Origin of the sequence: Pseudomonas sp. MWU12-2345 (assembly GCF_023242385.1) — a bacterium.
Lineage (GTDB): Bacteria > Pseudomonadota > Gammaproteobacteria > Pseudomonadales > Pseudomonadaceae > Aquipseudomonas > Aquipseudomonas gingeri_D.
The window spans coordinates 1,283,177-1,295,969 of the sequence record NZ_JALLJA010000001.1 but is presented as its reverse complement, the minus strand read 5'-3'; the positions used below and the strand labels follow the sequence as shown (position 1 = coordinate 1,295,969).

Here is a 12,793-nt window from a genome sequence, read left to right as displayed (position 1 = left end):
GGTTGCGAAATGTGTGTGGCGTGGGGAATTGACGTCGGCAAACTTGCTTCGCCGGATGGGGATGTATATATTCGTCCCCTTGTCGCGCAGGCACCAGGTTGGCTGGCAGGTTTTGAAGGGCTTTGGCTCGGAAAATAAGCCACTGCGTAGACCGCTTCACCGCGCTACCGCCCGAATGGCGAAACTGGTAGACGCATGGGACTTAAAATCCCCCGCTCGTAAGGGCGTGCCGGTTCGATTCCGGCTTCGGGCACCATCTTGCATTCCATAGAGCGCTTACGAATTCTCTGGAACCCCTGAAAAACCTGCCTTCTGGCGGGTTTTTTCGTTTTGGCGTTTCGTCTGGTTCTGGTCAGTTCTGCTGGAACCCAGTCGGTTTAAGGATAAAGTCAGGGGTAGCCTCCGGTTCGAGCGAGGAGACATACCCTTATGTCGCGCACAACTGTTCCGGACCAGGGCAACGTCAGCATTTCCAGCCGGGCATTCAGGTCGTGACCTAATCCAAGACCACTCGGCTGCGACCTGGGTTTGCAGCATCAAGTTTTTGTTAGGCCGACGTGGCGCTGACTGATCAGTCGTCGAGCCCGCAGGAGAATTCATCCGGATCGCAGTCGATCACAAGAATGGCGTTACCGAAGTACAGGGAAGCCAGCATGCGTTCCCACTTCGTTCGGATTCGCATGTTGACTGCCACCTTGTTTTCGTCGAGCTTGGCGCTCATCACTTCGCCGAACTGTTCTTTCGGACGGAACCGGTCGCCAGTTTCGCGCTCACCCTTGATATGGAAGTGCAGCGAATGCTTTAGGCTAGGAGAGCAAAAACTGATTGATGTGCTGTTGGAGCCGCCAGGTGAATAAGCAATCCCATGGCAACCTGGCAACCTTCTTAGGATGCGAACGATGCGAGCCTACCGGGTCAAATCACAACACATCACAAGCATTCCGATTTCGGCCATATCAGTACTGAAAGGTATTTCTCCTAGCGCTCTGAATCCGAAGTGTTCATAGAAGCGCTGTGCATTTGAATTGGTTTTCAGCACGTCCAGCCATATGAATCCTTCATTGTGGTTTTGTGCAGAGTCATGAATGAACTGGAGAAGCTGCTTTCCGTAGCCCTTGCCAGCCTGAGACTTGAGGAAGTAAATTTTCTGAAGCTCGGCTCCAACCTGATCAGATATTGGGATTGGTCTGGACCAGTTGACCTTCGAAAAGCCTACGGCCTGGTCTTCCTCGTTGAGTGCAATGAGCCAGCAATGCTTGGCAGGTGATCCGATAGATTTCTGCAGTTCACAAACGGAGAAGTCCTCGCTTAGGAAGTTCTGTATTCCTGCGGCGGTCCAGATATCAGAAAAGTGCTCTTTGTAAGTCTCTATGCCGATATCTCGGAGCGTTTGAAGGTCTTCAATCGTTGCCTCTCGAATTGTGATCACTGTCCTGCTCCTTGCACCAAATGACTCCAACCAATACCGGCAACGCGCCGCTATTTCAAGCTCAAGGTGATCCATGGATAGGCCATGCCCTCCATTGTCGCTGCTTGAGCTGTCCGAGCTCCCCGACTTCGGCATCCGCCTGGCGCCGGCCCCAGAGGTATGGGGGTGGCTCCAAGCTGAGATCCTGGTCGACACCGGCAGCATCCACAACGAGGACCATGCCCACCTGCTGGATGCAGACATCCGGGTCATGTAGGCGTCTTCCCAGTTCGAGAAACAGGGCCGCACGGTACTGGGCCAGGCCGAGCAGGTAGCGTTCCGCGCCGGTGGCTGGCAGACGGCCCGAATGGAGCCGCAGATGCGTGACTGGTTCGGCGAGGTGCCGGCTTTCATCATGACCCTGGCCGCGGACTACTGCGCCCAGTGCAGTGACGAAGAGTTCTGCTACTCGCACAAAAACAAACGCCCCGAACAAGTCGGGGCGCTGTTGGGCTGGCCTTCAGTCTGTTTTGAACATCAGCTGTATTGATTTGCCGAACCGTCAGCGAGTTTGGGTTTTCTGGAGCAGGTCAACTGGTATGCAATTGCCAACCATATGAACCACCCCGGCATGACCATCAAGGCAATTCGGGTATCTGGTCTCAATGCCAGCAGACAAAGAACAAAGCTCAGGAAGGCCAGGGAGAGCCAGGCCATAGGCACGCCGCCAGGCATTTTGTAGATCGATTTCGCATGCAGTTCAGGACGAGTTTTACGATAGGCAATATAAGACGCGAGGATGGTCGACCACGTGAAAATTACCAGAATCGCCGACACGGTGGAGACGATGGTGAAGGCGGTCATGACTTCCGGAACGATGAACAGCACCAGCACCCCCACCAGCATCAATAGCGTGGTGAACGCCAGGCTCAGCAGCGGCACGCTGTTACTCGACAGTTGCCGGAAAATCCCCGGAGCGTTGTCCTGGTTGGCCAGCCCGAACAGCATGCGGCTCGATGAGAATACGCCGCTGTTGGCCGATGATGCCGCAGACGTCAGTACCACAAAGTTGACGATACCGGCTGCTGCGGGAAAACCTGCAACCAGGAACAGTTCGACAAAAGGGCTCTTGATGGGAGAAACCTGCTGCCACGACGTCACGGCAATAATGCAGGTCAGTGCCAGTACGTAGAACAGGATGATCCGCAGCGGAATGGAGTTGATTGCCTTGGGCAGGGTCTGCTCCGGAGATCGGGTTTCGGCGGCTGCGGTGCCGATCAACTCGGTGCCGGCGAATGAGAAAATGGCCATCTGAAATCCGGCAAAAAAACCGAACAAGCCGTTGGGGAAGGCCGCCTGTTTATCCACCAGGTGACTCAGGGAAGCGGTTACACCACTGGGGGACACGAAGGAGGTGGCAATCAGCACGGTGCTGACGCAGATCAAGGTCACGACGGCAATGATCTTGATGATCGCGAACCAGAACTCCACCTCACCGAAAAGCCTGACCGTCAGCACGTTTAGCGCGAACAGTGTCGCCAGCATCCCCACGGCGGGTATCCACGCAGGTACCCCGGGGAACCAATATTGGAAAAATCCACCGACCACAACGGCATCGCCTATCACCGCCACGCTCCAGCTCAGCCAGTACGACCAGCCGAGGAAGAATGCCGCGCGCGGGCCCAGGTAGGCACCGGCAAAGTCCGCAAAGGTTTTGAAGTTCAAGTTGGAAAGGAGCATTTCGCCCATGGCACGCATGACGAAAAAAACGAACAGACCGATGATCATGTAGATGAGGATGATCGACGTCCCGGAGAGGGCGATGATCTTCCCGGAGCCCATGAACAGACCTGTACCGATGGCACCGCCCATGGCCATTAACTGGATGTGACGATTACTGAGCGTACGCTGCAGCGCGGGCTGTTCAAGCAGCCCGGAGGGGGTCGATTTCATTTCAAAACCTCTTGATTTTATGTTTTTGAGTTTTGGCAGAAAGTAGGTGTCGAGCGTTCTTGTTAGAGATGCAGGCGAATGACAGCTGTGGCTGGAGGGGGAATGTCCCCCTCGCAAAGTCGCTTGGAGGCGGCCATTACAGATCAACTGACTGTGCGCAGACACGAGGCTTTTGCCGGTTGCGGATCCAGCAGTTGGTAAAGGTTTTTGATGTTGGCAGGCGTCGGTACCAGATGGATGCGCTCACCGATGGCATGCTCCCGCGCCAGGTCGTGCACGTAGCGCAGTGATGAAAAGTCTTCCAGGGCAAAACCTACCGAATCGAAGATAGTGACCTGCGTATCGTTCTCGCGTCCGGGAACTTCGCCCTGCACAATCCGGAAAAACTCGACCACTGGGGAGTCGGCTTCCAATTGCTGAATGTCGCCCTCAATGCGTGTTTGCGGCTCGAACTCCACGATGACCCGGGCGTTGCGCAGGATGTCGGCGTGCAGTTCGGTTTTACCCGGGCAGTCACCGCCGACAGCATTGATGTGCATGCCGGGCTCGATCATCTCGGGTGTCAGAATCGTTGCGTAGGCTTTGTCGGCGGTGACCGTGGTGACGATATCCGCATTCTTGACCGCTTCCTTCACAGAGCTGGCCAGAATCACTTTGATCTCCGGGTACGCCGCCAGGTTGTACTTCAACTTGAGTGAAGCGTCGCGATCGATATCGAAAATGCGGATTTCGTTGATGCCCAACATTTCATGAAACGCGAGCGCCTGGAATTCACTCTGGGCACCATTGCCGATGATGGCCATCGAGGTTGCACCCGGGCGAGCAAGCGACTGTGCAACGAGCGCGGAGGTTGCCGCGGTACGCACGGCGGTGGTCAATGTCAGTTCGCTGAGCAGGGTTGGATAGCCACTCTGCACATCAGCCAGAAGACCGAAGGCCATGACCGTCAGCAAGTTCCTTTGGCCGTTGTCCGGGTGGCCATTCACGTATTTGAACGAATACTGCTGGCCATCGTCGGTGGGCATCAGTTCGATCACACCGTCTGCCGAGTGGTTGGCCGTGCGCGGCGATTTATCAAATTGCGCCCAGCGTGCGTAGTCCGCTTCGATGTAGCCCGCCATTTCGCGGATGGCCCGGCGGATGCCGACCTGGGTGAACAGGCGTGCAGCATCATCGACATCTATAAAAAGTGTCATGCTCTTATTCTCCGATCCAGTAATTGAAAGGCTGTAGAACGGGGGATGGCTCAGCTGCGTTTGCTCTCGAAACCGTGCAGCACGTTGACCGCATTGATGCCGATTTCATCGACCATGTAGCCGCCTTCCATCACGAACAGGGTGGGGCTGCCGACGCTCGCGATCAGCGCTCCGATACCGATGAAATCCTCGCTCTCCAGCAGGAAGTGGCTGATGGGGTCGTCCTTGAACGTGTCGACACCCAGTGAAATCACCAGCACTTCAGGCGCGAACTGCTGGAGCTTTTTGCAGGCGTGGAGCAGGGCGTTGCGGTAGCTTTCCCACGTGGTGTTTTTCGGCAGTGGATAGTTGAAGTTGTAACCCTCGCCCACACCCGCGCCGACTTCGTGGCTGAAGCCTGAGTAGTACGGATAGGACACCGCTGGCTCGCCGTGCAGCGAGACAAACATGACATCACTGCGCCCGTAGAAAATGTTCTGGGTACCGTTGCCATGATGAAAGTCGACGTCCAGTACGGCGACACGTTTGGCGCCTTGGGTAATGGCCTGCTGTGCGGCAATGGCCGCGTTGTTCAGATAGCAGTAGCCGCCCATGTATTCGCGCGCTGCGTGATGGCCCGGCGGGCGGCAAAGGGCAAAGGCACTGTCGTGGCCTTCATCAATCAGCGCCAGTCCGGTCAACGCGATATCAGCGCTGGTTTTTACCGCTTGCCATGTGGTGGCGGTGATGGGGGAGCCAGCGTCCATGGCATAGAAACCAAGCTTGCCGTCGATAAAGCTCGGCACTTGCTCGTTGGCCAGGTCGCGCACCGGCCATACCAGCGGCAGGGCATCGTGGGTACGTCCGGTCGCACACCATTCTGTCCAGGCACTTTCCAGAAAGCTGACATAGCGCTCGCTGTGCGCGTTGACGTAGCACGTGCGGTCAAATGCACGCGGTTCGATGATCTGCCCAAGGCCTACCTGCTTGACGCGGTTATGGACGGTATCGGCCCGACGGGGCTGTTCGAACGACGGCTTGAGCACGCCGTCTTTCAATTCGGTGCCGTGGTGCAAACGGTGGGAATCACTGAAAACTGTAAACATTCTGCGCATCCGTTAATCTAAGCCAGTGCAAATATTCTGTTCCGGCTGGGATGCGATTTCTTTGCTTTGTTTTCGTGGTTTTCTAGATTTTTCGGGCGTTTCTACTCAGGAATGGCGTCATGCAGAAAAAAATATCCAAGCGCATCAGTCTCGATGAGACCGACCTGGCGATTCTTGAGTTGTTGCAGGAGGACGCCAGTATTTCCAACTCTGAACTCAGTGAGCGGCTGTCATTGAGCCTTACGCCTTGCTGGCGGCGGCGCAAGAGAATGGAGGAGGCCGGGGTCATCAAGGGGTATCAGGCCAACCTTGATCGGCGAATGCTCGGGCTGGATATCATGGCGTTCGTGCACATTCGTTTTTCCACCCATGCCGATCATGCACCGGACGCCTTCGAGGCGGTGATTGCGCAATTGCCTGAGGTGTTGTCCTGTCACAAGATCACCGGCGATGCCGATTATGTGTTGCAAGTGTTGGCGGAGGATCTTGATAGCTACAGTGACTTCATCGAGCAGGTGCTCAGGCGTCAGGTGGGTATTGCGTCCATCCAGTCCAGTCTGGCTTTACGCGAGGTCAAGACCAGTAGCCGTATAGCGATACCCAAATCGAGCAAAGAGTGAATTGGCAGTGGTTAAATCACATTTTCCAACCATCCTTTGACGTAGCACCTGTCGTTTTTTGTTCAAGGCCTCTTCGGAAAAAAACGGCCTCAGTCATCGCCGAAGGGGCCTGACGTCACAAAGGCACCACCCTGGTAGACCAGGCTGGGGTCATCTGCCGGCGGCATCGGTTGAGCCTCGACCTGGCTGCGGAATGGCTCGGAGCTGTCCCGGGCTTTGAAATTCAGATGCGCGGCATGGCAATTGTCCCACCACAGGTTCTGGTTGTCCGAGACGCCATAGACCACTGTATGACCTACGTTCGGTGCATACAGCGCGCACTCGATCAATTGGGTCAGGTCACCGTAACTTAACCAGGTGCTCATCATTCTGCGGTTTTGCGGTTCGCTGAACGAAGAGCCGATACGGATGCTGACGGTCTCAATGCCGTAGCGATCGAAATAGAAGCTGGCCATGTCTTCGCCGTACGACTTGGACAAACCGTAGTAGCTGTCGGGGCGACGCGGGGAGTGTGCATCCAGTCGATGGCCCTGTTTGTGGAAACCGATCACATGATTGGAGCTGGCGAAAATCACTCGTTTTACATTGTGGCGACGTGCTGCTTCATAGATGTGGAATACGCCGCAGATGTTGGCGCCGAGTATGTCTTCGAAGGGGCGCTCCACCGAAACGCCGCCAAAATGCAGGATGGCATCCACGCCTTCGACCAATTGGTCAACGGCGTGTTTGTCGGCAAGGTCACAGAGCTGAAGCTCTTCACTCTTGTCCAGCGCGGGTGCCATTTCAGTAATGTCGGAGAGGCGCAGAATCCTGGTGAACGGGCGCAGGCGCTGGCGAAGTACCTTGCCGAGTCCGCCTGCGGCACCTGTCAACAGAAGGCGATTAAAGGGTTGATGCGCCGTCGTTTCGGTCGTCATTGGTGGGTCACTCTCAGGTATTCATGGTTGCATTGTGGGTTGTCGTACAAAGTGTTTGATTGTCGGCAGCCACTTTCAAGGCTGTCAACGCGGGTTGCAGGCAAGATGGCCTCGGCCGCACCAGGTCCGCGGCCAAGGCTTCAGCATCTGCGGTTTTAGAGCAGGGAGATCGGGTAGCTGATGAAAAGGCGATTTTCATCGAAACCATTGATATTAAAGTTGCTGCGAATGCTCGAGTTACGCCATCTCACGTTGAGATTCTTGAGTGTTCCGCTTTGTATGGTGTAGGCCAGCTCCGATTCCCGTCCCCACTCTTTGCCATCGTCCCGGCCTCCGGCGTGGACATTGTCCCCGCTGATATAGCGGTTCATCAGTGTCAGGCCGGGTATCCCGAGCGCGACGAAGTTGTAGTCATGGCGCAACTGCCAGGATTTCTCCCGGGCGTTGTCGTAACTGTTGTTGTAGCTGTCGTTGGCCAGGGTACCGCCGCTGGTACCGTTGACCCGCATCCAGGCGCTGTCACCGGTGAGCTTCTGCAAGCCGAGATAGAAGGTGTTGCCGCCGTACCGGGCCGAGAACATCCCGGACCAGGTCTTGTTCTCCAGTTCGCCGGCCCGGGCGCTGCCGTCGTCCTTGCCGTAGAAGAAACCGAGGTTGGCGCCCAGGGTCCAGTCGCCCAGCAGTTGGCTGTGCACCAGATTGATGTACTGCTGGCTGTAGATGTCCTTGAGCTGGGCATTCCACACGCCGATCAGGGTGCGCTGGTCGTTGAAGCTGTATTCGCCACCCTGGAAGTTGAAGCGGTCGGAGGTGATGCCCGGCTTACCGTTCATGGACATGGCGGTCATGCTCGAGTCGTTGCGTGGGCTGTTGTCCTGGAACTGCCCCCCGTAAAGGGTCAGGCCATCGATTTCCTTCGAGGTGATCTGGCCGCCGCGAAAGGTCTGCGGCAGCGAACGACCGTCGTCCGAGCGCAGGATCGGCAACACCGGCATCCATTCGCCGATCTTCAGCTCCGTCCTGGAAATCTTCGCCTTCGCGGCCACGCCCAGTCGACCGAAGTTACTGGCAGGCTCACCGTCGTTGTCCAGTGGCAACAACTGTGTACCGCCGGTACCTCTTCCCCCGTCCAGCTTGACCGAATACAGGCCCAGAACGTCCATCCCGAAACCGACCGTCCCGGGCGTGAAGCCTGAGCGCGCATCAAGAATGAAGCTCTGTGTCCATTCTGCGGCGGTGCTCTGCTTATGAGCCGGATTGGTGAAGTTTCGGTTGAAGTAAGCGTTGCGCAGATTCAGGCCGGCTTGGGAATCGTCGAGAAAGCCTTCTGCGCTACACGTCTGCGGGAGGGCAAGGATCAAGCCTGTCGCCGCGAGCGTAGTGGTGAGTCGAGTAGGACGGATTGTCATTATTGTTGTGCTCCTTGTTAAGCGAACGCATTCCGCATGCGCCATGAATGGCCTTCTGTGAGCGGAAAACGGTATGGGGCCACCATGGCGACTTGAACGGGAGTCGAGTCGTGTCTGACTAGCGTGCTAGGTGGTTCATGAAATCGCTTTCAAGGAGGTGCGCGTGATTTGGAGCGAACGGCCCTTTGGATGCCAGCGAGAGGAAAGGGGCGTAAGGGGAGGGAAGCGTCATCAATATCTCCTTTTTTATTTTTATCTTTGACATACGTTGTCGTACAACATATTTCGATTATTAAAATATCCCTGCGCTATTGTCAATAGACCGAAAAGCAAGCGATGGCGATACCGGGTAGAGCCGTATTTAAGGAGCCTGAATAGGGACGGGTAAGGTCTGTAATGGAGGCGGTTGTTTTTCCGATTGACAGCACGGAGATGAACTGGCTATAAAATGATTTGTTGTACGATGACGTATGACGATTTTGCTTCCTAAGAGTAAGGACAACTCCTGCCGCCAGGCGCGGAGCATGTACACCTCCAATCTAAAAATAATTAAGGTGAAGGGATGAAAATCAAAGGCATCCGTTGGTGGATGGTCGGGCTGGTGACAGCAGGTCTGATCGTCAACTATCTAGCCCGCAACACCTTGTCAGTGGCCGCGCCAACGCTGATGAGCGAGTTGAGTATTTCCACCGAGCAGTACTCGCACATCGTGGTCGCGTGGCAAATCAGCTATGCGCTGATGCAGCCCGTGGCCGGGTACATCATCGATGCCATTGGCACCAAAATGGGCTTTGCCATTTTCGCCATAGCCTGGTCGGCGGCCTGTGCCTCGGCGGCACTGGCTACGGGCTGGCAAAGTCTGGCATTTGTACGCGGCGTGCTTGGACTGACCGAGGCTGCGGGTCTGCCTGCCGGGGTGAAGGCCACCACCGAATGGTTTCCAGCCAAAGAACGCTCGGTCGCCATTGGCTGGTTCAATATCGGCTCATCCGTGGGGGCTCTGCTCGCGCCGCCGCTGGTGGTGTGGGCCATTTTGCAAAGCGGCTGGCAATTGGCATTTCTGATCGTCGGTGGGCTGGGTATCGTCTGGAGCGGGCTCTGGCTTTTGTTGTACAAGCACCCGCGTGATCAGCTCCATATGAACGACGCCGAGCGTGATTACATTCTGGCCGGCCAGGAATCTCACTTCAAAGATGCCGCCCCGGAAAAAGGCAGTTGGAAGAAGATCATCACCAGTCGTAATTTCTACGCGATTGCCTCGGCCCGAATTCTCTCGGAACCCGCCTGGCAGACGTTCAATGCCTGGATCCCCTTGTACTTGATGACCGAGCGGCACATGAACATCAAGGAGATCGCCATGTTCGCCTGGCTGCCCTTCCTGGCAGCCGATATTGGCTGTGTGCTGGGGGGCTACCTGAGCCCGTTGTTTCATCGCTACTGCAAGGTGTCGCTGTTTACGTCGCGCAAGCTGGTGTTGCTGTTTGGCTGTACCTGCATGATCGGTCCGGCCTGCATTGGCCTGGTAGACAGCCCTTACACGGCCATTGCGTTGCTGTGTGTAGGCGGCTTCGCCCACCAGACCTTGTCGGGGGCGCTGTATGCCATTACTTCGGACTCTTTCGGCAAAAACGAGGTGGCCACGGCGACGGGCATGGGCGGTATGTTCGGATACCTGGGCGCCGCGGCCTTCACACTGGTGTTCGGCGTTTTAGTGACAAGAATCGGCTACAGCCCATTGTTCGTGGTACTGGCCATTTTTGACATTGTTGCTGCCATCGTGGTTTGGAATGTCGCTCGTGCGATTACGCCAGAACCCGAGTCAGCAGCACCTGGAGTGGCTCAATCCGCAGCGGGCTGTTGATCCGGGTGCCCAGGCGCTGGCGCTACTCGATGGCTTCATAGGGCAGCCCGACATAGTTTTCCGCAATCGTCTTGCGTCCGGCGGCCGAGCCTGTGAAGTAATCGAGTTCGCTCTTCTGGATACGCTGGCTGAAGGTATCGGTATCAGGAAAACGGTGGAGGATCGAGGTCATCCACCAGGAGAAGCGTTCGGCTTTCCAGACCCGACGTAGGCAGATTTGCGAGTATTTCTCCAGCAAGTCGGTGCGACCCTCGCGATAAACCTTGAGCAGGATCCGGTACAGCGTGCTGACATCGCTCGCCGCCAGGTTCAAGCCTTTGGCGCCGGTGGGCGGAACGATATGGGCCGCATCGCCGAGCAGGAACAGTCGACCATATTGCATGGGCTCGACGACAAAGCTGCGCAACGGCGCGATGCTCTTTTCAATCGAGGGGCCCGTGACCAATTGCTCGGCGATAGCGCTTGGCAAACGGCGCTTGAGCTCTTCCCAGAAACGTTCGTCCGACCAGTCCTCGACCTTTTCCTCGGCGCCCACTTGCACGTAATAACGGGTGCGCATCGGCGAGCGCATGCTGCACAAGGCGAAGCCTCGCTCATGGTTGGAGTAGATCAGTTCATGGCTGACCGGCGGGGTGTCGGCCAGGATTCCCAACCAGCCAAAGGGGTAGACCCGTTCAAAAATCTTCAGCGTCTCTGCCGGTATCGATTGTCGGGATACACCGTGAAAGCCGTCGCAGCCGGCAATGTAATCGCAGTCCAGGCGCACGGTCTCGCCGTGATGTTCGAAGGTCACGTAAGGATTGTCGCTCTGCATGCCGTGGGGCTGCACATTCTCGGCCTCGTAAAGAGTCGTTGCGCCCACGGCGGCGCGTGCGTCCATCAAGTCACGGGTGACTTCGGTCTGACCGTAGACCATGACCGTTCTGCCCTCGGTCAGTGCCTTGAGGTCGATGCGTTCACAGCGTCCGTCGAAGGCCAGTTCGAAGCCGTCATGCACCAGGCCTTCGGCATCCATGCGCGCGCTGACACCGGCTTCGCGCAACAGATCGACCATGCCTTGTTCCAGCACGCCGGCGCGAATTCGCGAGAGGATGTATTCGGGATTCTTGCGTTCGACGATGACGTTGTCGATGCCGGCACGATGCAGCAGTTGACCGAGCAAAAGGCCGGAGGGGCCGCAGCCGATGATAGCGACTTGGGTTTTCATGGAGGGTAGTCCTGTCTGGTACCGCTGAAGGCGTTGGGCCTTGTCGGGCACTGTTGTTTTTGTCTCCTGTATTTTTAGTGGCTAAAGTGCGGATATGAAGGCAATATCCGATGCATTCCATGGACTTTTCGTGGATCGTTGCGGAGGGGAGGTAGATGTCGAAATCATCCGCTGTGCCTGTTCCGGTGTTCAAGCTCTACGGCGAGACCGGCGCCTGGCCGACCCCTGACTTGATCCATTGCGAGTCGATCCCCGAGCGCAGCAAACTGCATGGCTGGGAAATCAAACCCCACCGGCACAGCGACCTGGTGCAGTTGCTCTACGTGCAGGCAGGGCAGGCGACACTGAAGGTCGAAGACGAGATCCACCACATCGATTCCGCTGCGCTGCAAGTCGTGCCGGCGCTGTGCGTGCACACCTTCAAGTTCTCCGAGGATATCCAAGGCCACGTACTCAGCCTGGCACAGCCCCTGGCCGAACAGCTCGGCGCTTCGCTCAACAGTCCGGTATTGACCACGGCGGCCTGTTACCCGATCGGCTCCGCGCATTCGTATCTGGACACGCTGTTTTCAGCCATCACCCGGGAATACGGTGAACACCAGCCCGGCCGTGATCCCATGCTGCAATCGTTGATCACGGTGCTGTCCATCTGGCTCAGTCGCCGCAGTCTGGAGCGCACGCCGCCGGACGCCTTGCCGCTTGAACGGGGCCGCGAGCATTTGCAGATGTTCACCCGGACACTGGAACTGCGCTTTCGCGAGCATCTACCCATCGAACACTATGCGGCGACGCTGGGGATCAGCACGGCTCACCTCAATGCCTTGTGCCGACGCCTCTGCGGGCAATCGGCCTTGCAGATGATCAACCAGCGGCTGCTGCTGGAAGCCAAGCGCGATCTGGTCTACACCGCCATGACCATAAACCAGGTGTCGGACAGCCTGGGCTTTTCCGAACCGGCCTACTTCTCGCGCTTTTTCAAGCGCGGCACGGGGCAGTCACCGAAACAATTCCGCATCCAGCGTTAGCGGATGCCAGATCTCGAAGGCGGCGTGTGGAGGTGTTGCGCGAAGTAGGGCTGGAATATCGCGAGGATCATTATCCATAACCATTTGGATATGGATGAAGTTGGTTTTTTCA

General features: G+C 56.7%; 10 protein-coding genes, 1 tRNA gene and 1 pseudogene. 5 read left to right on the top strand and 7 right to left on the bottom strand.

Annotated elements, in window-relative coordinates:
• The first annotated feature begins 169 nt into the window (after positions 1 to 169).
• Positions 170 to 256, top strand: a tRNA-Leu gene (locus M5C71_RS05455).
• 651 nt (positions 257 to 907) lie between these two features.
• Here the strand turns inward: M5C71_RS05455 and M5C71_RS05450 are convergent.
• Positions 908 to 1,429 (bottom strand): N-acetyltransferase, encoded by a 522-nt coding sequence (locus M5C71_RS05450; protein ID WP_248767398.1) that lies wholly within the window; start codon positions 1,427 to 1,429, stop codon positions 908 to 910.
• Between the two features lie 73 nt (positions 1,430 to 1,502).
• On the opposite strand from M5C71_RS05450, the pseudogene M5C71_RS05445 reads away from it, so the two are divergent.
• A pseudogene (locus M5C71_RS05445) lies at positions 1,503 to 1,874 on the top strand (putative metallopeptidase); the annotation flags it as partial.
• Positions 1,875 to 1,945: 71 nt separating this feature from the next.
• Here M5C71_RS05445 and M5C71_RS05440 read toward each other — a convergent pair.
• From M5C71_RS05440 to M5C71_RS05430, 3 genes are all read right to left on the bottom strand, one after another.
• The gene (locus M5C71_RS05440) at positions 1,946 to 3,361 is read right to left on the bottom strand and encodes an amino acid permease (protein ID WP_248767397.1); all 1,416 of its coding nucleotides are present in this window, start codon (positions 3,359 to 3,361) and stop codon (positions 1,946 to 1,948) included.
• Between the two features lie 143 nt (positions 3,362 to 3,504).
• Complete coding sequence (locus tag M5C71_RS05435; protein WP_248767396.1) at positions 3,505 to 4,557, bottom strand: ornithine cyclodeaminase; 1,053 nt, start codon at positions 4,555 to 4,557, stop codon at positions 3,505 to 3,507.
• A gap of 50 nt (positions 4,558 to 4,607) precedes the next feature.
• Complete coding sequence (locus M5C71_RS05430) at positions 4,608 to 5,642, bottom strand: histone deacetylase family protein (protein ID WP_248767395.1); 1,035 nt, start codon at positions 5,640 to 5,642, stop codon at positions 4,608 to 4,610.
• Between the two features lie 119 nt (positions 5,643 to 5,761).
• On the opposite strand from M5C71_RS05430, the gene M5C71_RS05425 reads away from it, so the two are divergent.
• Positions 5,762 to 6,262 carry an Lrp/AsnC family transcriptional regulator gene (locus M5C71_RS05425; protein ID WP_103496971.1) on the top strand — a complete coding sequence of 167 codons (501 nt, stop codon included), beginning with the start codon at positions 5,762 to 5,764 and terminating at the stop codon, positions 6,260 to 6,262.
• A gap of 89 nt (positions 6,263 to 6,351) precedes the next feature.
• Here M5C71_RS05425 and M5C71_RS05420 read toward each other — a convergent pair whose 3' ends face one another.
• Complete coding sequence (locus M5C71_RS05420; RefSeq protein WP_103496970.1) at positions 6,352 to 7,179, bottom strand: NAD(P)-dependent oxidoreductase; 828 nt, start codon at positions 7,177 to 7,179, stop codon at positions 6,352 to 6,354.
• Positions 7,180 to 7,334: 155 nt separating this feature from the next.
• Positions 7,335 to 8,588 carry an OprD family porin gene (locus M5C71_RS05415; RefSeq protein ID WP_248767394.1) on the bottom strand — a complete coding sequence of 418 codons (1,254 nt, stop codon included), beginning with the start codon at positions 8,586 to 8,588 and terminating at the stop codon, positions 7,335 to 7,337.
• A 562-nt stretch (positions 8,589 to 9,150) separates the two neighbouring features.
• On the opposite strand from M5C71_RS05415, the gene M5C71_RS05410 reads away from it, so the two are divergent.
• Positions 9,151 to 10,449: an MFS transporter gene (locus tag M5C71_RS05410; RefSeq protein WP_103496968.1), complete on the top strand. Its 1,299-nt coding sequence runs from the start codon at positions 9,151 to 9,153 to the stop codon at positions 10,447 to 10,449.
• Positions 10,450 to 10,471: 22 nt separating this feature from the next.
• On the opposite strand, the gene pobA is transcribed toward M5C71_RS05410, so the two are convergent.
• Entirely contained in the window at positions 10,472 to 11,656 is a 1,185-nt protein-coding gene (gene pobA / locus M5C71_RS05405; protein WP_103496967.1) for a 4-hydroxybenzoate 3-monooxygenase, read from the bottom strand.
• A gap of 155 nt (positions 11,657 to 11,811) precedes the next feature.
• Between pobA and M5C71_RS05400 the strand changes: the two genes are divergently transcribed.
• Entirely contained in the window at positions 11,812 to 12,681 is an 870-nt protein-coding gene (locus M5C71_RS05400; protein WP_177098782.1) for a helix-turn-helix domain-containing protein, read from the top strand.
• Positions 12,682 to 12,793 lie beyond the last annotated feature (112 nt).